20 protein-coding genes are annotated in these 21,767 nt (G+C 66.2%); 16 read left to right on the forward strand and 4 right to left on the reverse strand.

Translation table 11 applies throughout. From position 1 onward, the window contains the following. The first annotated feature begins 149 nt into the window (after nt 1-149). From G6N53_RS15265 to G6N53_RS15300, 8 genes are all read left to right on the forward strand, one after another. Nucleotides 150-791, forward strand: a complete 642-nt coding sequence (locus tag G6N53_RS15265; protein ID WP_163889682.1) for a TetR/AcrR family transcriptional regulator — start codon at nt 150-152, stop codon at nt 789-791. A 112-nt stretch (nt 792-903) separates the two neighbouring features. After that, entirely contained in the window at nt 904-2,094 is a 1,191-nt protein-coding gene (locus tag G6N53_RS15270; RefSeq protein WP_163889684.1) for a lipid-transfer protein, read from the forward strand. A 32-nt stretch (nt 2,095-2,126) separates the two neighbouring features. Next, nucleotides 2,127-2,567 (forward strand): type II toxin-antitoxin system Rv0910 family toxin, encoded by a 441-nt coding sequence (locus tag G6N53_RS15275; RefSeq protein ID WP_163889686.1) that lies wholly within the window; start codon nt 2,127-2,129, stop codon nt 2,565-2,567. A gap of 2 nt (nt 2,568-2,569) precedes the next feature. Further along, the gene (locus G6N53_RS15280) at nt 2,570-3,460 is read left to right on the forward strand and encodes a MaoC/PaaZ C-terminal domain-containing protein (RefSeq protein ID WP_163889688.1); all 891 of its coding nucleotides are present in this window, start codon (nt 2,570-2,572) and stop codon (nt 3,458-3,460) included. A 29-nt stretch (nt 3,461-3,489) separates the two neighbouring features. Next, nucleotides 3,490-4,362 carry an SDR family oxidoreductase gene (locus G6N53_RS15285; protein WP_163889690.1) on the forward strand — a complete coding sequence of 291 codons (873 nt, stop codon included), beginning with the start codon at nt 3,490-3,492 and terminating at the stop codon, nt 4,360-4,362. Nucleotides 4,363-4,364: 2 nt separating this feature from the next. Next, nucleotides 4,365-5,624 carry an acyl-CoA dehydrogenase family protein gene (locus G6N53_RS15290; RefSeq protein WP_163889692.1) on the forward strand — a complete coding sequence of 420 codons (1,260 nt, stop codon included), beginning with the start codon at nt 4,365-4,367 and terminating at the stop codon, nt 5,622-5,624. Next, entirely contained in the window at nt 5,621-6,457 is an 837-nt protein-coding gene (locus G6N53_RS15295; RefSeq protein WP_163889694.1) for an alpha/beta fold hydrolase, read from the forward strand. The genes G6N53_RS15290 and G6N53_RS15295 overlap by 4 nt, the downstream gene beginning before the upstream one ends. Beyond that, nucleotides 6,457-8,052: an AMP-binding protein gene (locus tag G6N53_RS15300; protein ID WP_163889696.1), complete on the forward strand. Its 1,596-nt coding sequence runs from the start codon at nt 6,457-6,459 to the stop codon at nt 8,050-8,052. Before G6N53_RS15295 ends, G6N53_RS15300 begins: the two co-directional genes overlap by 1 nt. Here the strand turns inward: G6N53_RS15300 and G6N53_RS30250 are convergent. Further along, entirely contained in the window at nt 8,018-8,638 is a 621-nt protein-coding gene (locus G6N53_RS30250) for a TetR/AcrR family transcriptional regulator (RefSeq protein WP_163889698.1), read from the reverse strand. The genes G6N53_RS15300 and G6N53_RS30250 overlap by 35 nt on opposite strands. Nucleotides 8,639-8,703: 65 nt before the next feature. On the opposite strand from G6N53_RS30250, the gene G6N53_RS15310 reads away from it, so the two are divergent. Continuing rightward, a complete protein-coding gene (locus G6N53_RS15310; protein ID WP_237166529.1) occupies nt 8,704-9,531 on the forward strand; it encodes an SDR family oxidoreductase in 828 nt (275 codons plus the stop codon). A 507-nt stretch (nt 9,532-10,038) separates the two neighbouring features. On the opposite strand, the gene G6N53_RS15315 is transcribed toward G6N53_RS15310, so the two are convergent. Continuing rightward, nucleotides 10,039-10,584 carry a hypothetical protein gene (locus G6N53_RS15315; RefSeq protein WP_163889702.1) on the reverse strand — a complete coding sequence of 182 codons (546 nt, stop codon included), beginning with the start codon at nt 10,582-10,584 and terminating at the stop codon, nt 10,039-10,041. Between G6N53_RS15315 and G6N53_RS15320 the strand changes: the two genes are divergently transcribed. Further along, nucleotides 10,583-12,931: an Ig-like domain-containing protein gene (locus tag G6N53_RS15320; RefSeq protein WP_163889704.1), complete on the forward strand. Its 2,349-nt coding sequence runs from the start codon at nt 10,583-10,585 to the stop codon at nt 12,929-12,931. The genes G6N53_RS15315 and G6N53_RS15320 overlap by 2 nt on opposite strands. 91 nt (nt 12,932-13,022) lie before the next feature. Here G6N53_RS15320 and mntR read toward each other — a convergent pair whose 3' ends face one another. Continuing rightward, complete coding sequence (gene mntR, locus G6N53_RS15325) at nt 13,023-13,742, reverse strand: manganese-binding transcriptional regulator MntR (protein WP_163889706.1); 720 nt, start codon at nt 13,740-13,742, stop codon at nt 13,023-13,025. An 80-nt stretch (nt 13,743-13,822) separates the two neighbouring features. Here mntR and G6N53_RS15330 point away from each other — a divergent pair, with 80 nt between their 5' ends. The 6 genes from G6N53_RS15330 to bla all read left to right on the forward strand — a co-directional run bounded on the left by G6N53_RS15330 (nt 13,823) and on the right by bla (nt 21,211). Continuing rightward, entirely contained in the window at nt 13,823-14,797 is a 975-nt protein-coding gene (locus tag G6N53_RS15330) for a bifunctional riboflavin kinase/FAD synthetase (protein WP_163889708.1), read from the forward strand. Nucleotides 14,798-14,939: 142 nt separating this feature from the next. After that, nucleotides 14,940-15,209 carry a 30S ribosomal protein S15 gene (rpsO, locus tag G6N53_RS15335; protein WP_159233691.1) on the forward strand — a complete coding sequence of 90 codons (270 nt, stop codon included), beginning with the start codon at nt 14,940-14,942 and terminating at the stop codon, nt 15,207-15,209. Nucleotides 15,210-15,590: 381 nt separating this feature from the next. Next, nucleotides 15,591-17,849: a polyribonucleotide nucleotidyltransferase gene (locus tag G6N53_RS15340; protein WP_163889710.1), complete on the forward strand. Its 2,259-nt coding sequence runs from the start codon at nt 15,591-15,593 to the stop codon at nt 17,847-17,849. After that, nucleotides 17,827-19,173: a M16 family metallopeptidase gene (locus tag G6N53_RS15345; protein ID WP_163889712.1), complete on the forward strand. Its 1,347-nt coding sequence runs from the start codon at nt 17,827-17,829 to the stop codon at nt 19,171-19,173. The genes G6N53_RS15340 and G6N53_RS15345 overlap by 23 nt, the downstream gene beginning before the upstream one ends. Nucleotides 19,174-19,205: 32 nt before the next feature. After that, a complete protein-coding gene (locus G6N53_RS15350) occupies nt 19,206-20,300 on the forward strand; it encodes a hypothetical protein (RefSeq protein ID WP_163889715.1) in 1,095 nt (364 codons plus the stop codon). Next, nucleotides 20,291-21,211 (forward strand): class A beta-lactamase, encoded by a 921-nt coding sequence (bla, locus tag G6N53_RS15355; RefSeq protein WP_163889717.1) that lies wholly within the window; start codon nt 20,291-20,293, stop codon nt 21,209-21,211. Before G6N53_RS15350 ends, bla begins: the two co-directional genes overlap by 10 nt. Here bla and G6N53_RS15360 read toward each other — a convergent pair. Then, nucleotides 21,194-21,763 carry a DUF4334 domain-containing protein gene (locus G6N53_RS15360; protein WP_163889719.1) on the reverse strand — a complete coding sequence of 190 codons (570 nt, stop codon included), beginning with the start codon at nt 21,761-21,763 and terminating at the stop codon, nt 21,194-21,196. The two genes, bla and G6N53_RS15360, sit on opposite strands and share 18 nt — an antisense overlap. Nucleotides 21,764-21,767: the final 4 nt, after the last annotated feature.

Raw genomic sequence — 21,767 nt, forward strand, 5'->3', positions numbered from 1 at the left:
TCGACGCCATCGTCGGTGTCATGCACAGGTGAAGGTATGTGCGGCACCGAACCTCCGCGGCCTACCTCGCCGGTCCTCCATCGATCGGTGTGATCAGCGGGTACTCTGAACCGACTTGCGGGTCTGGGACTGGGGAAAGGCGCTTCTGGATGGCAACGGGAGTCGAGCGCACCACCGGGCGGCGCACTCAAGCCGAGCGCACTGCCGCGATGCGCACCCGACTCCTCGACGCCACAGTCGAGTGTCTGGTCACATACGGGTACGCGGGGACGACCACCCCGCGGATCGCCGATATCGCCGGCGTGACCCGTGGTGCTCAAGTCCACCACTTCCGGTCCAAGGAAGATCTGGTGGTGGCTGCCGTCGAACATCTTGCCCAGCAGCGCGTTCAGGTAGCCATCCGCCGACAGGGCAAGGTCTTCAGCAGTCCCGACCCGGTCGCCACCGTGCTCGACTTCCTCTGGGAGGCACATCAGGGGGACATGTTCGTGGCCACGATCGAGTTGTGGGTGGCCTCCAGGACCGATGATGTCCTGGCCGAACAGGTTCGGCGGGTCGAGCCATTGGTCAACAGCACGCTGATCACCGCCATCGCCCAGCTCCTGCCGGAGCATGCCGCTCAGCGTGCTGTCCGCAACGCGATCTACACCGCCATGGATGCACTCCGCGGAATTCTGGTCATCAGTTTCGTCGATCGCGACGGCACGGAGGCGCGTCGACGCTGGGATCGAGCGTGCGAGTACCTCGCCGGGGCGCTCTCGGCGGCCTTGCGCAGCGCCGAGACCGAGTAACGCAACTCAACATCCACATCTGCTCTCCGCCCACTCTTGTATTGCCGCTTGTATAAATACAGTCCGGCAGGTATGTTTGTTTTCGGCGGACGGTCGCCCGAGAGGAGATGTGGTGGCGAACAGGGTCTTTGTAATCGGCGTCGGAATGACGAAGTTCGAGAAGCCCGGCAGTCGAAAAGGTTGGGACTACCCCGACATGGCGCGCGAGGCCGGAACCAAGGCGCTAGACGACGCCGGCGTCAACTTCTGCCAGGTCGAGGAGGCCTATGTGGGCTACGTCTATGGCGAGTCGACATCGGGGCAGCGCGCTGTCTACGAATTGGGCATGACCGGCATCCCGGTGGTCAACGTCAACAACAACTGCTCGACCGGTTCGACCGCGCTCTACCTGGCTGCCAAAGCCATTCGGGGTGGTCTGGTCGACTGCGCACTGGCATTGGGATTCGAGAAGATGCAACCCGGTTCGTTGGGATCGACATATGACGACCGTGCGCAGCCGATGGAGAAACACTTCCTCGCCCTGGCCGAGATATCGGAGGTGCTGTTTCCGCCCGCGCCGTGGATGTTCGGCGCGGCGGGACGGGAGCACATGAAGGAATTCGGCTCGACTGCAGAGCATTTCGCCAAGATCGGGCTCAAGAACCACAAGCATTCGGTGAACAACCCGTACGCTCAGTTCCAGGACGAATACAGTCTCGACGACATTCTGGGGTCACGGATGATCTATGACCCACTGACAAAGCTGCAGTGCTCCCCGACCTCCGATGGATCGGGGGCGGCGGTGCTGGCCTCCGAGGAATTTGTCGACAGGAACGGACTGTCCGAACACGCGGTGGAGATCGTCGGGCAGGCGATGACCACCGACTTCGTGAACAGTTTCGACGGCACCTGTAAGGCGCTTATCGGACATCACATGAATGCTGCTGCAGCACGAAGTGTTTACGACCAATCCGGCCTCGGGCCGGAGGACTTCCAGGTGATCGAATTGCACGACTGTTTCTCGGCCAACGAGCTGTTGCTCTACGAGGCACTGGGCCTCTGCGGTGAAGGCGAAGCGCCGAAGCTGATCGACACCGGCGACACGACCTACGGCGGCAGGTGGGTGGTCAATCCGTCAGGTGGACTGATCTCGAAGGGACATCCGCTCGGTGCCACCGGGCTCGCTCAGTGTGCCGAGTTGACCTGGCAACTGCGCGGAGACGCCGACAAGCGCCAGGTCGGCAACGTCACTGCGGCGCTGCAGCACAACATCGGTCTCGGCGGCGCCGCGGTCGTCACCGCATACCAGCGCGCCGAACGTTAACGCAACCAACAACATCCATCGAAAGGAAAATCATGGGACACATCGAGGCCACCCGCGAACTGAGCGCCGAGCCCGAGGAGCTGTGGGCGATCATCTCCGACCCGCAGACATGGGACAAATGGTTCACGGTGCATGACAAATGGATCGAGGAACCGCCGGCCACGCTGACGCCGGGAGCGCGTCTGATCGCCAAGATCGTGATGCTCAACATGGCGAACAAGATCGAATGGTCGGTCAAGTCTGTCGACGGCCCCACCGAGCTGGCGTTGGGCGGCACCGGAATGGCAGGTGTCAAGGCTGACTTCGTGTTCACCATCGAAGCGCTGGAGCGCGGATCGAGGTTCACCGTCAGCGGTGACTTCGAGGGGGCGTTGGTCAAGGGTGCCCTCGCCAAGGCTGTTGAGAAAGACGGGATGCGCCAGTTGGACAAGACACTCACCCAGCTCGATGAGCTCGCGTCGGCGACGGTGTGACGGTGACCGACACTGTTGCCGAGCTGGCTGAGCCGCTCGCATTCGATGACAGCGGTCTGGACACCTGGACCGAGGACGACCACTTCGAGGTGACGCGCGAGCGTATCGCCGAATATGCCGCGGCCACCAACGATCCGATCGCGGCGCACCGGGCGGGTGACGTCGCTCCGCCGGTGTTCGCGATCGTGCCGGTCTTCGAGTCGATGATGATGCCGACTGTCGACGTGCTGCCCGTCGAACTCGTGCCGCGGGTAGTTCACGGTGAGCAGGACTTCTTCTTCCACCGTCCCATCCGTCCTGGCGACAAGCTGGTGTCCAGGGGCAAGATGATCGGCTACGAGGGTCTGGAGAACGGCACCCGCGCGGCGATCCTCGTCGAGTGTCGAACCGAGGACGGCGAACTGGTCAACGAGCAGTACGTCACCTGTTTTGTCCGAGGCTTCGACGCGGGTAAGAAGATCGGTGACCTCAGCCCCTCGCACAAGTTCGATGATCGTCTGCGCAGCCGGAATCCGGTCGCGGAGGTCCTCCAGCATGTCGACACCGATCAGACCCTCCGCTATTCGCCGGCCTCGGGGGATCCGATGCCGATTCATCTCGACGAAGAGGTGGCTCTCGACGCCGGCCTTCCCGGGATCATCGCCCACGGTCTGTGCACCATGGCGTTCACCTCGTGGGCGGTGCTCACCGAGGTCGCCGGCTCCGATGTCGGCCGGCTCAAGCGACTTGCGGTGCGCTTCTCCCGGATGGTCATCCCCGGCGACGATCTGCACACCCGGATCTGGCGGAGTGGATCGGCGAACGGCACCACGACCTACGCCTTCGAAACGACCCGCGGAGCGGGCGGCACCGAGAAAGCGATCACCGACGGCCTGGCCGAGATCGCCGACTGATCACACACTGTCAAAGGAGACATCGACCAATGGGAATTCTTGAAGGACGGGTGGCCGTCATCACCGGCGCCGGGCGGGGAATCGGGCGCGAACACGCGCTGTTGTTCGCGAGCCAGGGTGCGGCGGTGGTGGTCAACGACCTCGGCGGGAGCAACGACGGCGACGGCGCGGATGCTGGACCCGCCCACGAGGTGGTCGCCGAGATCACTGCAAACGGGGGACGTGCGGTGGCCAACACAGACAACATCGCCGACTGGGCGGGCGCTCAGGGTTTGGTACAGCAGGCCGTCGAGGAGTACGGCCGGCTCGACGTGCTGGTCAACAATGCCGGGATCCTGCGTGACGCGTTCATCGCAGGCATGGCCGAGTCGCAGTGGGACTCGGTGATCAACGTGCACCTCAAGGGGCACTTCGCCATGCTGCACCACGCGGCCGAGTACTGGAAGGTCCAGTCCAAAGCAGGTGAGCAGCCCTCGGCGGCTGTGATCAACACGGCTTCCGGCTCCGGACTGACGATTCCCAATGCGGGCCAGGCGAATTACGGTGCCGCCAAGGCGGGTATCGCGGCGTTGACGTTGATCGCCGCCGAGGAACTGGAACGTTACGGCGTCCGGGTCAACGCGATCGCGCCGATCGCCCGCACCCGACTCACGTTGGCGACGCCGGGGATGGGCGCGTTGATGGGTGAGCCGACCGACGGCGAACTCGATCTGTTCGCGCCGGCGAACATCTCGCCGCTCGTCGCGTATCTCGCCAGCGGTAAGTGCCCGGTCACCGGTCAGGTGTATGCCGTTCAGGGCGGGGCGATTTCCCTGCTGAAGGGCTGGCATGATGTCGAGACGATCGAGACCGACGAGGTCTGGGAAATCGACGACATCGCCACCCGGCTGCCGGGAGCTTAGCGATGTTCGAATGGTCGGACACCGACATCATCATGCGTGACGCCGTGCGCGAGTTCATCGCGAAGGAGATCCGGCCGCACCTCGACGGACTGGAGAGCGGCGAGTTGACGCCCTATCCGATCGCGCGAAAGTTGTTCAGCGAGTTCGGGCTCGATGTGATGGCCGCCGAGGCGGTCAAGTCCATGCTGGACAAACAGCGAGCGCGCCAGGAAGGCGGCAGCGCCGGCGCCGACAGCGAGAAGAAGAGCAGTGGTCTGGGGGACATCGGCCCGCAGGCGTCGATGGCGGCTGTGCTGGTCTCCGAGATCGCCGGAGTCAGCATCGGACTGCTGTCGACCATCGGGGTGAGTCTGGGCCTGGGTGCGGCCACCATCATGAGTCGGGGAACCCTCGCGCAGAAGGAACGGTGGCTGCCCGACATCATGACCCTCGACAAGATTGCCGCCTGGGCGATCACCGAACCCGACGCCGGCTCCGATGCTTTCGGTGGGATGAAGACCACTGTGCGCCGGGACGGGGACGACTACATCCTCAATGGGCAGAAGACCTTCATCACCAACGGACCGTTCGCCGACGTGATCGTCGTCTACGCCAAGTTGGCGGATGGGGCCACGGGTGACATCGACCCGCGCCGGCGACCCGTGCTGACCTTCGTCCTGGACTCGGGGATGACCGGGCTGGTCCAGGGCAAACCGTTCAAGAAAATGGGGATGATGTCCTCACCGACCGGTGAGTTGTTCTTCGACAATCTCCGGATCACTCCCGACCGGCTGTTGGGTGAGACAGAACAGCACGACGGCGGTGACGGGCGCGACAGTGCGCGCGCCAATTTCGCCGCCGAACGGCTCGGAATCGCCCTGATGTCATTGGGCATCATCAACGAGTGTCACAGGCTCTGCCTGGACTACGCCAAGACCCGCACGTTGTGGGGCAAGAACATCGGCCAGTTCCAGCTGGTCCAGCTCAAGCTGGCGAAGATGGAAGTCGCCCGGATGAACGTCCAGAACATGGTGTTCCAAACCTTGGAGCGGCTCGGCGATGGCCGGTTGCCCAGTCTGGCCGAGGCGTCGGCGATCAAGCTGTACTCGTCGGATGCCGCGACCGAGGTCGCAATGGACGCCGTGCAACTGTTCGGTGGCAACGGCTACATGGCGGAGTACCGCGTCGAGCAGTTGGCGCGGGATGCCAAGTCGCTGATGATCTATGCGGGGAGCAACGAGATCCAGGTCACCCACATCGCCAAAGGCCTGTTGGCCGGATGATCACCGAGACCCGGTCCCGCTTCGGCGGGACCGGGACCCGAGTGCTCGCCGTGCCGGGCAGCGGACCAATTATCGTCTGCCTGCACGGGTATGCCGACTCCGCAGACACCTGGCGCCCGGTGCTGCAACGGCTCGCCACCGCGGGCCGGCGCGCCCTCGCTGTCGATATGCCTGGGTTCGGCCGGGCAGGTGCGCGTGCTCCCGGGCCGCTGGTCGAGCAGTTCGACGCCTTCGCCGGCGCCCTGCTCGACGACGTCGGTCCCGCAGTGCTGATGGGTAACTCGTTGGGGGCTGCGACGGCCGTTCGCGCGGCCACCCGCCGTCCCGAGCGGGTGGCCGCCCTCGTCGCGCTCGACGATCCGCTCAATGCTCGGCACTGGCTGGCACGGCTGGCCCGGACCCGGCCGCTGCCCGTGCAGCTGTGGAACGGGGTCGGCAGGATTCCGGTGCCCGCACCGGCGGTGAAGTGGGCCACCCAGGTTGCCGCCAAACGCGTGCTGTACGGGCCCGGCGCGGCCGTCGACCCGGTTGTGCTCGGCCACTGGGCGGACTCGCTGTCCGGGCCGTCCGCGCTGGCGACGCTGGGACGCTATGCATTCCAGTACGCGGTGGAGACTGCGGGCGGCCATCGCGGGATCCGGGTGACATGCCCGACCCTGATCGTGCACGGCGCATGCGACCGAATCATTCCCGTGCAGGCCAGTCGTACGCTTCACCGCCAGATTCCGGGCAGCGACCTGGTGGTGTTGCCGAGATCCGGGCACTGTCCACAGCTGGACGATCCGGACGAAGTCGTCCGGCTGACGCTGCGACTGATGGAGGGGATCGACTGATGATCGACCGTGAAACCCTGCGCCGGGCACAGCACATGATTGCGGCTGGGGTCGTCCTGGTTCGGCGCGGGATGGTCGACCCGCGTGAACCGCATCATGCGATCAGGGCCGCACGGGCGCTGCGGCGTTACGGAGCATTCGGCGGGCTGACCACCTATACCGCCGAGAAGTACGGGGATTCACCGGCCGTTACCGACGACACGGGCACGCTGACTTATCGCGAGCTGGAGGAGCGCTCCAATGCGCTCGCGCGGGCCCTGCTCGCGGAGGCCGGCCCGAATCCGGTGGTCGCGTTGCTGCGCCGGGGCAGCGTCGACTTCGTGCTGGGTCTCGCGGCCGCCAACAAGGCCGGGGCACGGGCGGTTCTGCTGAACACCGGCTTCGCCGCACCACAACTGGCTGATGTCTGCACGAGGGAAGGCGTCACCGCCATCCTGGCCGACGCGGAGTTCGCCGACGACCTCACCGCGCTGGCCCCGCACGTTCGTCGGCTGATCGACGGCGAGATCTCGGAGTCGGCGGCGAGTCTGTCGATCGAACCCGTTGCGCCGCCCCGACAACCCGGTGGTCTGGTCCTGCTGACCAGCGGCACCACCGGCACACCGAAAGGGGCTCCGCGAAGCCGAATCAGTCCGCTGCAGTCCGCGCAGCTGCTCGACCGGATCCCGTGGCCACGCGCCAGCACGTACTGCGTGGCGGCTCCCTTGTTCCATGCCACCGGTCTGGCGACCTGTTCGGTGGGTTTGGCGCTCGGGAATCGGGTGGTGCTGAGTCGGCGCTTCGATCCCCGCGCCACGACGGCTGCCGTCGATCGGTACGGTGCGGAAGCGCTCATCCTGGTGCCGACGATGCTGACGCGCATTCTCGACTTCGTCGCCGAGGGTGGTGACTCCGTTGACCTCTCGTCGCTCAAGGTGATTTTCGCCGCGGGCTCGTCGCTGTCACCCCAGCTGTGTCGGCGGACCGCGGACAGATTCGGCGACGTGCTCTACAACTTGTACGGCTCGACCGAGGTTGCCACCGCCGCCGTCGCGACCCCAGACGAACTCAGACGGGCGCCCGGCACCGTCGGACGGCCCCCGGTCGGGTGCAGCATCGCCGCCTACGACGATCAGGACCGGCCGATCACCCGTGCTGGTGCGGTCGGGACGATCTACGTGTCGAGCGGGCTGAGTTTCGCCGGATACTCCGATGGCGGACAGAAGAAGTCGGTCGACGGATTGTTGTCCAGCGGTGACACCGGACATTTCGACATTGACGGATTGTGGTTCATCGACGGCCGTGACGACGACATGGTCGTCTCGGGCGGGGAGAACGTGTTCCCGCTCGAGGTCGAGAACCTGCTGACCGAACTGCCCGGCGTGCTGGAGGCGGCCGTGATCGGCATGGATGACCCCGATTTCGGAAAGCGCTTACGCGCCTTCGTGGTGACCAAGACCGACGCGGACATCGACGCCGATCGAATCCGGGCGGCGGTGCGTTCGCGGCTGGCGCGGCACAAGGTCCCGCGCGATGTGATCTTTCTCGATGCCCTGCCTCGCAACGAAACCGGGAAGGTTCTCAAGACCGCTTTGGCCGATATGGATGGGTGCTGAGGTGGCGCCTCACTGGCACGAGAAATGCACGTGCGTACCTCTCAGGTCCATCCCGATCCTCGAGTCCGAGGGAAGTCCGCGGTACCAGCATCAGGGTGTGCAGCAACCGCGTCACATGCTCGCTGAGTGCCGCACGGGACGTTTCGTCGAGATCGTGGAGTCCCAGCGAGGTATCAATGAGCGCGGAACCCATGTCAAGCGTGTCGCGGCTGTCAGTGATCACGAAGGGCAGCAGTATCTCCGGGTTGATCCGCAGAATCGCGCTGAGCGGCCCGTGCTGCCGCAGCGACCGGTAAGCCTGCGCGAACCCGTGTACGAGTCGTTCGTCGGCATCTTCGTAATCGGAAGCCGCGCGCGTCACAGCGTCGGTGAGGCGGGCGAGGTCCTCGGCCACCGCGGCGGCGAGAAGCGCATCGCGGCCGGGAAAGTATGTGTACAGGGTCGCCCTGCCCACCTTCGCACGGCGGGCTACCTCGTCCATGGAGAGCTTGCGCAGGCCGGTCAGTTCGGCCAGGTCCCGGACCGCGTCGACGATCCTCGTCCGCGCGTCTGGGCTCTCTGCGGGATCGGCTCGCGGTCGGCTCATGTGCACAGATTAGGTCCGCTCGCGATCCGGCCGGATCGTGCCCCGTCGGCAGGAGGCCCACGCCCGTGACATCGAAGAACAACCTGGCCGGCCGCGTCGTCGCCATCACCGGCGGTGCGCGAGGCATCGGAGAGGCCACCGCGCGGGCCTTCGTCGGCGCGGGGGCCAAGGTGGTCATCGGCGACCTCGACGAGGACCTGGCGCGACAAACGGCGGCCCGGATCGGGTGCGTGGCCGCCCGTGTCGACGTCGCCGACGACGTCAGCGTCGAGAAGTTCCTCGCCACAGTCGAAGGCCACGTCGGTGCGCTGGACGTGCTGGTGAACAACGCAGGCATCATGCCCGTCACGCCGATACTCGACGAGTCGGCCGAATCGGTCCAGCGCCAGCTCGCGGTCAACGTCGCCGGCGTCATCTACGGCACTCAGCACGCCGCGCGCCGGATGGCGGCCCGCCGCCGCGGCCACATCGTCAACGTCGCGTCGGCGGCGGGCAGGATGGGATTCGGCGGAGTCGCAACCTACAGCGCCAGCAAGTTCGCGGTGGTCGGGTTCACCGAGGCCGTTGCTCTCGAGCTGCGGCTCAGCGGCGTCGACTTCACGTGCGTGCTGCCCGGCGTCGTGAACACCGAACTGACCAGCGGGCTGCGCGACCACTGGCTGCTGCGGTCGTGTGAACCCGAGAAGGTCGCCGCGGCCGTCTTGTCGGCGGTGCAGCGCGGCAGGCGCACCGTCTATGTGCCCGCACAGCTACGGGCGGTGTCGTTGGCCTACGGGTTGCTCCCGAGCTCTGCGCGTACCCGGGTCATGGCCACCCTGGGGGCAGACCATCAGTTGCTCGACGCCGATTCCGGTGCCCGCAGCGGCTACGAACACCGCATCGAGGCCGATTAGCCGTCCCGCACCCCAGGTTCGCGACTGTCATCTTTTACATTCACTTCCGAACGTAAAATTGCCGCTTACCCTGCCCTCGACATTCTGCGCGGACGGTGCCGCGATCGCTGCATTTCAGCTGCTGTATGACCTTAGAAGAGGGCCGCGTTTCCCGGAACTGAATCATCGCGACGTCGGGCGTTGCGATGATTGCGCAGCAACCGCCATTGACTAGATACAGCGCGAACAGTATGTTAATTGCGATCTATGTCACACAATCCACGCAGAGTGACTGAGGCCTCTCGGGAGGCCCCTGCCGGCTCATCTAAAAGGATCGGACCCAAAGACCATGGTTGAGTGCCCAGAACCCGCCGCCGTGAATTCGGACCCCTCGGAGGAGCCGGCGCTAGGGGTTCCTGCCACATCCACATCCACATCCCCGTCCGGGGTCGGCAGCCCTGTTCCGAGTGTGAACGTCGCGCAGTTGGGCAAGCGGGCGGCTCAGGTCGGTGGACTGGCGGTCGCGGCCTACGTCATGACAGCCGTGGCCGCAGGCCATGGCGTGGCCGCGGCCGATACCGGAATGTCCGGTGATGCGGGCAACGCCGGTTCCGTCGCTTCTTCGGCACAGCGTGACACCACAGCAGCACGCGACGGCGATGCGACGTCCTCATCGGCGAAGGATCGAGCCGATGCCGCTCGATCCGAGCGACGGAAATCCGACGCCGATTCAGCGAACAGCCGCGAGGCCGACGCGTCGGCATCGCAGGACGCCAATGAGGCCGAGGCCGCCACCGACGGCGAGTTCGACGACGCGTCCACGATCAACACAGATGACGGCCCCGCCGAAGAATCGGAGACCGATGTCGACCCGTCCGACCAGGGATCGTCGACAGATCCCGGCACCGACTCTGCGGACATGTCGACGGGCGTCGTCGACGATGATCCCACGGACACGGCGACCAGCGCCGCTGTCGGGCCCACAGATGACGGCTCGGCCCAAGAATCGGAGACCGATGTCGACCCGTCCGACCAGGGATTGTCGACGGATCCCGGCATCGACTCTGCGGACATGTCGACGGGCGTCGTCGACGATGATCCCACCGACACGGTGACCGTGCCCGACACGGAAACGATCGAGTTGCAGCCTGCAAGCGCCGCGTACGTGTCGACGGTCGGTACGGCGTCCAGCGCCGCCGTCGGTCCCAGTCCCGCCTCGCTGCCACATGCACCTCTGCAAACCGCAGCGGATTGGACCCTCCTCGGTTGGATGCGACGGACGTTCTTCAACCGGCCGCCGACCGTTGAGTACGACATCAGTCTCAACGCCCAAGATATGAGCAACGGCGTTATCATCGGGAACATCGGCGCGGTGGATCCGGACGGAGATCAGTTGTCCTACAAGCTGATTGCAGGGTCGCCGTACGGGACTGTGGTCATCGACCAACTCACCGGGGATTTCACTTTCACGCCTACCTTGTCGTTCGCGCGCGCCGGAGGTACGACTGCGTTCACCGTGCGGGTCAGCGACAACCGGTTTCATCTGCTGTCCTATCTGTTCTCGCCGGACCGCGGCAGTCCAATAGCGCGGATCGCTGTCCCCGTCGTGTCCGTGGCCGACCCCGCGTCATCACCAGCCCTGGAAGCGTTCGAAGTTGAGAAGGTGATCGAGTTCGAACTCCCGGACGGAGTCAAAGTCACCGGTGCGGATCTCAGCCCGGACGGCGAACAGATCATCCTCGAGGTAGAGGTCGCCGACGGCAGCACGCAGATTGCCGTGACCAATCTCGATGGCGGCGACTACCAATGCCTTTCCTGCGGTTTGGTCCCCAATGCCACCAAAATCAAGGCGCTATACGACAACCAGAGAATCTGGTTCGCAAGCACGAACGGACAGCAGTCCGCCGACGACCCGCTCGGGGGAGCCGGAGCGATCACCTACATGGTGCTTGAGTGCGGGACGTCGCTCCACTCATGTGGTCAGCCCACGGTCAAAAAAGTGACGTTCCCGTCGGACCGAGGGCTGCGGCGTCTGCTGCCCACTCAAAATCGAGAGGCCAAACCCGACCCGTACGGCGAGTACGTGACGTGGACCGAGGTCTCGTTCTTCACCGGCCCGCGGATGAGTATCGCGAAGCTGGTACCCACCGACGGAGGCTACGAACTCGTCGAGCAACGGGTCTTCAGCCCACAGTGGTACGAGGACACGAACTACGCCGTGGACTTCGCCAACGCCACGCGCTTCTACGAGGGAGCGAGTTGGAATGCTGGCGGGCGCTACCTGAAGTATCAGACCACCAGCGACGGACTGAACTACGACATCTATCTGTTGGACACGGCCACAGGTGAACGCCGCCAGCTCACCACCGACCTCGACTACAACGAGTCCGGTGCTATGTCTCCGGATGGCATGTCGATGTACTTCAGTTCGGCGCGCGGCCTGGATCGCATGGATGTGTTCACCGCCTTGGTGCGTCCGTCGCTGCTCGACGTGGTGGCATTCCCGCAGATCGGGCGGGTCAGCTTGTGGAACAACCGGCGTTCCATGAACGAGCCCTGGTTGATGAACCTCGAGGCAGGCCAACAGGTGGGCGGCTATTCGGGTCAGCCGATCATCATCGACCCAGACTGGACGATCCGTGGGTGGAGCTGGTTCCCCGATTCCACCCGCGCCCTGATCAACGAGCAGCAGCGCCCAGACACAGTGACAGCTGGAGCGCCCGACACTCCATGGCGCATCAGCATCATCAGCTTTCCCTCCCGGACGGCAACGACCCCGCTCCCGCCGGTGCACCAAGACCCCGAGGCGATCGCCACGTGGTCGGTGCCTGTCAAGGATTACAAGCCGATGATCGGCCGCACGGAAACCCGAGTCCTCAAGGGGACGCACTCCGGAACGGCGACGCTTCGATACAGCGGCATCTTCGCCCTCGGCACCTACTCCGTGACCTACAAGGACTATTCGGACGATGGCAAGACCTTCATCAACGGCACCGAGAAGGTCAAGATCAAGAACCCGATGGGCAACTCCGTCTGGAGCGCCGATCTGACCAGCACCGGTGAACGTACCGGCTACCTCACCGGCAAGATCAATATCGGCAAGAGCAACGAGTTTTCGGGCGAGGTGTCCTCCGAGATCAATGGCGTCACGTACAGCGGAATCCCCACCCAAACTGACTCCCCGGTTATCGGCCAGCCCCAGCTCGCGATTTCGTCGTCCGGCGACCGGGTCCAAGTGACGGCCACTGTGGCCGAGGATGGGCAGCCCCGACCCGTCCGCGGGGTAGCGGTGACCGTTGGTTCTGTGACGACGACCACCGACGAGCAGGGGTACGCCCAGATCGCGTTATCCCCCGGCGACACCATCACTGCTGTCGCCGGCGGCTTCCAGACGGCCAGTCAGCAGGTGCCGTCCCTGTGATTGCAGGCTCGCCGTAGGGCACGGGCGTCGAATGTTTCCGGGGTGAATCGCCACCATCCGCTCGCGCCTGGCCCGCTCGACGAACTGCCCGCTACGCGACGACCCAGATCGCCTGCGCTGCAGGGCTTCCCAGGTCCACGGTGGTCTGGCTGTCGTCATCGACGGCGGGATCGCCCGGGTTCTGCACGGTCACCGAGATCATCCCGGCGAAGTCGCGGCGGGCCACCACCCGCAACCGGGAGTCCAGGCTGATCCCGACGGTGTCGAAGTACCGCAGCATCTCCGGGTCGGCATCGGAGATCCGCGCGACCGTGCCCGCGTCACCGTCCTCACACACCGACAGCTGACGGGCGGGCGGGGTGGGAACCTGACCGTCGGCCGCCGGGATCGGGTCACCGTGCGGGTCCCGGGTCGGGTAACCCAGCTTGGCGTCGATCCGGTCGAGCATCCGGTCGGAGACGGCGTGCTCGAGCACCTCGGCCTCGTCGTGCACCTCATCCCAGCCGTAGCCGAGTTCGCGCACCAGGAACGTCTCCATCAGCCTGTGGCGGCGGACCATCGCCAGCGCAGCTCGCCGTCCGGCGTCGGTCAGGGTGACGGCCCCGTACTTCTCGTGATCCACCAGGCCCTGGTCGGCGAGCTTGCGCACCGATTCCGAGGCGGTGCTGGCCGACACCCCGAGGCGTTCGGCCAGCAACTTCGTGCTGACTTTCTCGTGCGACCACTCCTGAGCGGTCCAGATGACCTTCAGATAGTCCTGCGCCACCGTCGTCAGGTCGCGGGGATCGCTGGCCGCGCTTGCAGGACTCACAAGCACAAAGTTTAGGCAATCATCACCTGATCTGGTGGTGCTGATGGTCTGGGGTTGCGGTCGGGTCGTAGGCTAACGGCGTGCAGCGCTGGCGGGGGCAGGACGAAATCCCCACCGACTGGGGCCGATGTGTGGTCACCATCGGCGTGTTCGACGGTGTCCATCGTGGTCACCAGGAGTTGATCAGCCGTGCGGTGAAGGCGGGGCGGTCGCGGGGGATCCCGACGGTTCTGATGACGTTCGACCCGCACCCGATGGAGGTCGTGTTCCCGGGCAGCCACCCGGCACAGCTGACCACGCTGACCCGGCGGGCCGAGCTGGTCGAGGAGATGGGCATCGACGTCTTCCTGGTCGTGCCGTTCACCGCCGACTTCATGAAGCTCACCCCGGAGCGCTACATCCACGAATTGCTGGTGGAGCGGTTGCACGTGGTCGAGGTCGTGGTCGGGGAGAACTTCACGTTCGGCAAGAAGGCGGCAGGCAACGTCGATCTGCTCCGCAAGGCGGGGGAGCGGTTCGGATTCGCCGTGGATTCGGTCTCCCTGGTCGCCGAACACCACCGCGACGAGACCGTCACCTTCTCGTCGACCTACATCCGGTCCTGTGTCGACGCCGGTGACATGGTCGCGGCAGCCGAGGGGCTGGGACGGCCGCACCGGGTCGAGGGCGTCGTCGTCCGTGGGGACGGCCGCGGCAAGGTGCTCGGTTTCCCGACCGCCAACGTCGCCCCGCCGATGTACTCGGCGATCCCGGCGGACGGCGTGTACGCAGCCTGGTTCACCGTTCTCGGCCACGGTCCCGTCGTCGGCACCGTGACCCCCGGCGAGCGGTATCAGGCCGCGGTGTCCGTCGGCACCAACCCGACCTTCTCCGGCCGCACCCGCACCGTCGAGGCCTTCGTGCTCGACACCGCCGCCGACCTGTACGGCCAGCACGTCGCCGTGGACTTCGTCGCCCGGCTGCGCGGACAGGAGCGGTTCGATTCGGTGACCGATCTGGTGGCGGCGATGGGTGCCGACACCGAACGCGCGCGCACCATCCTGTCCGCCCGGTAGCGATTGGCGGCGCGCCTGTCGGCGCTGCTAAGCTCCGTGCCGACCTGGCGTGTGCTGCAGTTCGCGGTGGCTGCGCCTGTCGGGGATCCTCACGGATCCACCGGCATCTTGATCGCGGACCGAGTTTGATGGAGTTGTATTCGTGGCGCTCACTGCCGAACAGAAAAAAGACATCCTGGGCCAGTACGGCCTGCATGACACCGACACCGGTTCCCCCGAGGCGCAGGTCGCGCTGCTGACCAAGCGGATCATCGACCTGACCGAGCACCTCAAGATGCACAAGCACGATCACCACTCGCGTCGCGGGCTGCTGTTGCTGGTCGGCCGCCGCCGCAGGCTCCTCAAGTACGTCGCTCAGGTCGATGTCGAGCGCTACCGCTCGTTGATCGAGCGTCTCGGTCTGCGTCGCTGACGCAGCACCCCACCCGCAGTGCGGTGACCGCGTCGGCATGTCCGGCAGCGGCCCCGGATTAGGGATTACTCGCACCCCGGGATGTACGATGGGTGCGTTCGCCAGTCGGCGTGTCCGAGTGGCACAGACGGCATGGCACGAACAAGTGGGTGTGGTCTTCGCGATCCGCGTGTACCGCCCCCGCGTGACACGACAGGTACCGCCCGATCGCGCGGTCTTCGGTAGTGGCTGCCGGATGTACTCCGGCCGCTTCGATCGACGGCCGTCGACGCATCCGAGCCGGTCTCGGGGTCTCCTGAGGTTGTCTGCAACTGACGCATTCAACGCGCAGTGTTCACGCGAAACAGCTGAATGATGACCAGAGAGGCCATACGGACGTCTATGTCTGTAGTTGAGATTGAAGACGGCGTGTTCGAATCCACCGCCGTGATCGACAACGGGAGCTTCGGCACCCGCACCATCCGCTTCGAGACCGGCCGGTTGGCCCAGCAGGCCGCCGGCGCCGTGGTCGCCTACCTCGATGACGAGACCATGCTGCTGTCGGCCACCACCGCCAGCAAGAACCCGAAGGACCACTTCGACTTCTTCCCGCTCACGATCGACGTCGAGGAGCGGATGTACGCCGCGGGCCGCATCCCGGGCTCGTTCTTCCGCCGCGAGGGCCGCCCGTCCACCGACGCGATCCTGACCTGCCGCCTCATCGACCGGCCGTTGCGCCCGACCTTCGTCTCGGGGCTGCGCAACGAGATCCAGGTCGTCGTGACGGTGATGAGCCTCGACCCCAAGGACCTCTACGACGTGCTGGCGATCAACGCCGCGTCCGCGTCCACCCAGATCTCCGGCCTGCCGTTCGCCGGCCCGGTCGGCGGGGTGCGCGTCGCGCTCGTCGACGGCACCTGGGTGGCGTTCCCGACCGTCGAGCAGCTCGAGAACGCCGTCTTCGACATGGTCGTCGCGGGCCGCAAGGTCGGCGACGACCCGAACGACACCGCGATCATGATGGTCGAGGCCGAAGCCACCGACAAGGTCATCGAGCTCATCGGCAACGGCGCCGTGGCCCCCACCGAGACCGTCGTCGCCGAGGGCCTCGAGGCGGCCAAGCCGTTCATCGCCGCGCTGTGCACCGCGCAGCAGGAGCTGGCCACCGCCGCGGGCAAAGAGACCCGTGAGTACCCGGTGTTCCCGGAGTACCAGGACGACGTGTTCTACGCGGTGTCCTCGGTGGCGACCGACGAGCTGTCCAAGGCGCTGACCATCGCCGGCAAGGACGAGCGCAACAACCGCACCGACGAGATCAAGGTCGAGGTGCTCGAGCGGCTCGCCGACACCTATGCCGGTCGCGAGAAGGAGATCGGTGCGGCGTACCGCTCCCTGACCAAGAAGTTGGTCCGGCAGCGCATCCTGACCGATCACTTCCGCATCGACGGCCGCGGTGTCACCGACATCCGGGCGCTCTCGGCCGAGGTGGCCGTGGTCCCGCGGGCTCACGGCAGCGCGCTCTTCGAGCGGGGCGAGACCCAGATCCTGGGGGTCACCACGCTGGACATGGTCAAGCTGGCGCAGCAGATCGACTCGCTGGGGCCGGAGACGTCCAAGCGCTACATGCATCACTACAACTTCCCGCCGTACTCGACCGGTGAGACCGGTCGCGTCGGCTCGCCCAAGCGTCGCGAGATCGGTCACGGCGCCCTGGCCGAGCGCGCGCTGGTGCCGGTGCTGCCGAGCGTCGAGGAGTTCCCGTACGCGATCCGTCAGGTGTCGGAGGCGTTGAGCTCGAACGGTTCGACGTCGATGGGCTCGGTCTGCGCGTCGACCATGTCGCTGCTCAACGCCGGTGTTCCGTTGAAGGCGCCGGTCGCCGGTATCGCGATGGGCCTGGTGTCCGACGATGTCGAGGTCGACGGAAAAACCGAGCGACGCTTCGTCACCCTCACCGACATCCTCGGCGCCGAGGACGCCTTCGGCGACATGGACTTCAAGTGCGCAGGCACCAAGGAGTTCGTCACCGCCCTGCAGCTCGACACCAAGCTCGACGGGATCCCCTCCCAGGTGCTGGCCGGCGCCCTGGCCCAGGCCAAGGACGCCCGGATCACGATCCTCGAGGTGATGGCCGAGGCCATCGACGCGCCGGACGAGATGAGCCCGTACGCACCGCGGATCACCACGATCAAGGTGCCGATCGACAAGATCGGCGAGGTCATCGGGCCCAAGGGCAAGATGATCAACTCGATCACCGAGGAGACCGGCGCTTCGATCTCCATCGAGGACGACGGCACGGTGTTCGTGGGCGCCTCCAACGGCGAGGCCGCCCAGGCCGCGATCGACAAGATCAACGCGATCGCGAACCCGCAGCTGCCCAAGGTCGGGGAGCGCTTCCTCGGAACAGTGGTCAAGACCACCGACTTCGGTGCGTTCGTGTCACTGCTGCCGGGACGCGACGGCTTGGTGCACATCTCCAAGCTGGGCCGCGGCAAGCGGGTCAACAAGGTCGAGGACGTCGCCAAGGTGGGCGACAAGATGCGGGTGGAGATCGCCGACATCGACAACCGCGGCAAGATCTCGCTGGTCCTCGTCGCCGAGAGCGATGCGTCCGACGCACCCGCCGATATCCCGGTTGATGCAGCGACCGCCAGCAGCTAACTCGGGGGCGCTGCGCCGGGGGCGCCGCAACGACGACTCATCCCTGACCGTGCGCCGCACGGATCTGCCCGGTGGCCTGCGAGTGGTCACCGAGCGCATCCCGCACGTGCACTCGGCGTCGGTCGGGGTCTGGGTCGGCGTCGGCTCCCGCGACGAGGGCCGCAGTGTCGCCGGTGCCGCGCACTTCCTGGAGCACCTGTTGTTCAAGGCGACGCCGACACGGACCGCGGTGCAGATCGCCCAGGCGGTCGACGCCGTCGGCGGTGAGCTCAACGCGTTCACCTCCAAAGAGCACACCTGCTACTACGCGCACGTGCTCGACTCGGACCTGGAGCTGGCCGTCGACCTGGTAGCCGATGTGGTGCTGCGGGGCCGGTGCTTCGCCGAGGACGTCGACGTCGAGCGCGACGTCGTGCTCGAAGAGATCGCCATGCGGGACGACGATCCGGAGGACACGCTCGGCGACCTGTTCCTGACCGCGATGTTCGGCGAGCACCCGGTGGGCCGTCCGGTGATCGGCAGCGTGGAGTCCATCTCCACGATGACTCGCGCGCAGCTGCACTCGTTCCATGTCCGCCGCTACACGCCGGACCGGATGGTCGTCGCGGTCGCCGGGAACATCGAACACGACGAGGTCGTCGCGCTGGTCCGGGAGCACTTCGGCCCGCGGCTGGTGCGCGGCCGGTCCCCGCTGGCGCCGCGCAAGGGGTCCGGACGGGTCCCTGGCCGCCCGTCGCTGCAACTGGTGGGCCGGGAGGCCGAACAGACCCATCTGTCCCTCGGGGTACGGACCCCAGGACGGCACTGGGATCACCGCTGGGCCCTGTCGGTGCTCAACACCGCACTCGGCGGCGGGTTGAGTTCGCGTCTGTTCCAACAGATTCGGGAGACCCGCGGGCTGGCGTACTCGGTGTACTCGACCGTGGACACGTTCGCCGACAGCGGTGCGCTGTCGATCTACGCCGGGTGTCTGCCTGACAGGTTCGACGAGGTCGTGCGGGTGACGACCGACGTGCTGGCCGAGGTCGCCCGTGACGGGATCACGGCCGATGAATGCCGAATCGCCAAGGGATCGATGCGCGGTGGGTTGGTGCTGGGCTTGGAGGACTCAGGCTCTCGGATGAACCGGATCGGCCGCAGCGAGCTCAACTACGGCCATCACCGCAGCATCGCCCACACGTTGGAGCAGATCGACGCGGTCACCCTCGAGGACGTCAATGCCGTTGCGCGACTTCTGCTCACGCGCCCATTCGGCGCCGCGGTCCTCGGTCCGGTCAAAGGCAAGAGGTCGCTGCCCAAGCCGCTGCAGACGATCCCGCGCTGATCCGTCGGCAACGAAAGCGGCATGATGGGACGATGGACGCACCCGACCTCTGGCGTGCCAAAGGCGGTTCGGAGCATCTCTTGTTCGACATGGGTGCCGGGCTCGGAGTCTGCAACGTAATCGGTTTGGGTGACCCCGATGTCCACCTGGTCGACGGACGGTGGACGATGTTCCTCGGCGGATTCACCACCGGTTTCACGGTGCGGATCTTCACCGCCCGGCTGCCGACCGGGCATGAACTCGACAGCAACGCGTGGTCGCTGAGCACTGTGCCCGGCCACCGGCGGTGGGCCCGGTCCCTCTTCCGCCCGCCGCGATTCGGCGCCTGGGACAGCCACGGAACACACACTCCCTCCTATGTTCTCGGGCGCGACAGCGTCGGAAACCCGCTCGAACGGATCTACTACGCAGGCCGTGGCACTTGGCACAATGGTGGCCCGCGCAGCAGATACTCGATCGGTGTCGCCGAACGTCGGGACGGCATCTGGCGGCGTCGGGACCAGCCGGTGCTCGTCGGTACGGCTGAGCTGCGCAGCGTCTTCGAGCCTCTGGTCCGCTACGAGGACGGGCTGTGGCGGCTGTGGTTTCAGTGGGCTCCGCACGAGGTGGGAAGGGGCGAACAGCCTGAGTACCGGTTGTGCTACACCGAGAGCCGCGACGGCCTTGCCGGGTGGAGTACGCCGGTGGTGGTCTTCGACAGCGACGAGGGGTACTTCGACAATGCCGTGCACGCCGGCCGCTCCGGCGTCGACATGCTGCTGGCTCGTGGATCGAACCTCTACGGGACCGAACCGTTTCCAGCACAGGGTCTTTGGTGGGTGCGTAGCACGTCGCACAGCGGGGCGCGGAAGAGCTGGACTGAGCGTCCGGTGCAGCTTCTGGACGCTCAGTCGGATCCACCCGCTTGGCTCGAGCGCGGGGCGTTCGGCCCTGACTTCCGTTTCGGACGTCGACCTGAAGACGCAACCACGATGTATGTGTTCACGAGTGGAACCGCCCCTGCTCCGCGTTGGTGGCCGACTGCGCATCGTAGGCTTCTGCGTGGCCGGCTCCCACCTGTACCCGCGCCGTTCTCGCTCGGCGTGGGCAGGTTGACGATTCCGAATGCCAGAGAGGTATGGCAGTGAACCCGACTGTATCCAGACGGCACCTTCTGCTCGGCGGCGCGTCCCTGGCCGCGTTGGCAGCATGTTCGAGTCCGGCCGCGCCGGCCGATCCTGTCGACCCCAACCCGCCGGTGCCACCGACCGATGAGCGCATCGAAGCGTTCGAGCGGCAGCACAACGTCGTCGTCGGTCTCTCGGCTGTCGAGCTGCCGAGCGGCCGGTGGCTGGCGCACCGCGGTAAGGAACGCTTCGCCATGTGTTCGACGTTCAAGGCCTACGCCGCAGGCGCTGTGCTGCAGCGGGCCGACCGGGCTGAGCTCGCGCTCAACGAGGCCGTCAACATCGAACCGGCCGACATCATCACCCACTCACCGGTCACCGGGACACGGGTCGGCGCGACCATGACGCTGGCCGAGCTGTGCCAGGCGACGCTGCAACAGAGCGACAACGCCGCGGCGAACCTGCTGTTGCGGGTGCTGGGCGGCCCGGCGGCGATCACCACGTTCGCGCGCAGCATCGGCGACGACCAGTCCCGGCTGGACCGCTGGGAGACCGAGCTCAACTCCGCCGTTCCCGGCGACCCGCGGGACACCACCACGCCGTTCGCGGTGGGGGCCGGATACCGCAACCTGCTCACCGACGACGTGCTGTCGACCGACGGACGCCGCCGACTCGAGGACTGGATGTTGGCCAACCAGACCTCGAGCATGCGGTCCGGCTTACCCGCCCGATGGACCAGCGCTGACAAGACCGGCAGCGGTGGCTACGGCACCACCAACGACGTCGGGATCGCCTACGGACCCGAGGGGCAGCGGCTGCTGCTGGCGATCATGACGAGGTCGGCGGCCGACGACCCGGACGCGCCGAACCAGCGTCCGCTGATCGGTGAGCTGGCCGCCCTCGCGGTGGCCGACCTATACCAGCGGCAGTGAGTCGTCGCGCCGCAGCACGAAGAAGTACGGCGCCCGGATGCCGCGCAGATCCATCGCGCCCAGGACGGTTTCGGATCCGGCGGAGTCGTCGAGCAGCCGGAACACGTCGTTGATCGGCAGCTGGTCGTAGATCATGGTCGCGGTGTCCACGTCGCGGTAGCGCGTTGTGCGCAGCCGGGCCTTGGGTCCGCGTGCCGCAAGGGCGGGCTTGAGCGTGGTGATCGCCCCCGCGAAGTTCTGTCGCTTCAGGGCCGGGATCTTGGTGGCCAGGCCGAGGCCGCCGAACGCCAGCGCGGGGTTCAGCGCCCACAGCGCGGCGCCGTCGCCGGTGGGGAACAGCAGCGGGTGAACGGTTTCGGAGTCGAGAAACGCTTTGCCCCACCACCCGCTGGCGGCGAGCATGCCGTCGAGCGGATGGCCGGTGGGCAACTCGGCGCCGTGCCACTGACCGATCATGAACTCCGGTGCGACGGTGGGGCAGGAGTCGAACAGGGCCAGCGCATCGGCGGTGGTGGTCGGGGCGTTGGGAAGGACGTCGGTGAGCGAAAGCATGCCC

The organism is Mycolicibacterium hippocampi (assembly GCF_010723735.1).
GTDB classification, from domain to species: Bacteria; Actinomycetota; Actinomycetes; order Mycobacteriales; family Mycobacteriaceae; genus Mycobacterium; species Mycobacterium hippocampi.

What these genes read in the sequence shown, in the direction of transcription:
- G6N53_RS15265 (WP_163889682.1), top strand. Translation starts at nt 150, where the DNA reads ATGGCAACGGGAGTCGAGCGCACCACCGGGCGGCGCACTCAAGCCGAG.
- G6N53_RS15275 (WP_163889686.1), top strand. Translation starts at nt 2,127, where the DNA reads ATGGGACACATCGAGGCCACCCGCGAACTGAGCGCCGAGCCCGAGGAG.
- G6N53_RS15285 (WP_163889690.1), top strand. Translation starts at nt 3,490, where the DNA reads ATGGGAATTCTTGAAGGACGGGTGGCCGTCATCACCGGCGCCGGGCGG.
- G6N53_RS15290 (WP_163889692.1), top strand. Translation starts at nt 4,365, where the DNA reads ATGTTCGAATGGTCGGACACCGACATCATCATGCGTGACGCCGTGCGC.
- G6N53_RS15295 (WP_163889694.1), top strand. Translation starts at nt 5,621, where the DNA reads ATGATCACCGAGACCCGGTCCCGCTTCGGCGGGACCGGGACCCGAGTG.
- G6N53_RS15300 (WP_163889696.1), top strand. Translation starts at nt 6,457, where the DNA reads ATGATCGACCGTGAAACCCTGCGCCGGGCACAGCACATGATTGCGGCT.
- G6N53_RS30250 (WP_163889698.1), bottom strand. Translation starts at nt 8,638, where the DNA reads ATGAGCCGACCGCGAGCCGATCCCGCAGAGAGCCCAGACGCGCGGACG.
- G6N53_RS15320 (WP_163889704.1), top strand. Translation starts at nt 10,583, where the DNA reads ATGTCGACGGGCGTCGTCGACGATGATCCCACCGACACGGTGACCGTG.
- G6N53_RS15315 (WP_163889702.1), bottom strand. Translation starts at nt 10,584, where the DNA reads ATGTCCGCAGAGTCGATGCCGGGATCCGTCGACAATCCCTGGTCGGAC.
- G6N53_RS15340 (WP_163889710.1), top strand. Translation starts at nt 15,591, where the DNA reads ATGTCTGTAGTTGAGATTGAAGACGGCGTGTTCGAATCCACCGCCGTG.
- G6N53_RS15345 (WP_163889712.1), top strand. Translation starts at nt 17,827, where the DNA reads ATGCAGCGACCGCCAGCAGCTAACTCGGGGGCGCTGCGCCGGGGGCGC.
- G6N53_RS15350 (WP_163889715.1), top strand. Translation starts at nt 19,206, where the DNA reads ATGGACGCACCCGACCTCTGGCGTGCCAAAGGCGGTTCGGAGCATCTC.
- bla (WP_163889717.1), top strand. Translation starts at nt 20,291, where the DNA reads ATGGCAGTGAACCCGACTGTATCCAGACGGCACCTTCTGCTCGGCGGC.
- G6N53_RS15360 (WP_163889719.1), bottom strand. Translation starts at nt 21,763, where the DNA reads ATGCTTTCGCTCACCGACGTCCTTCCCAACGCCCCGACCACCACCGCC.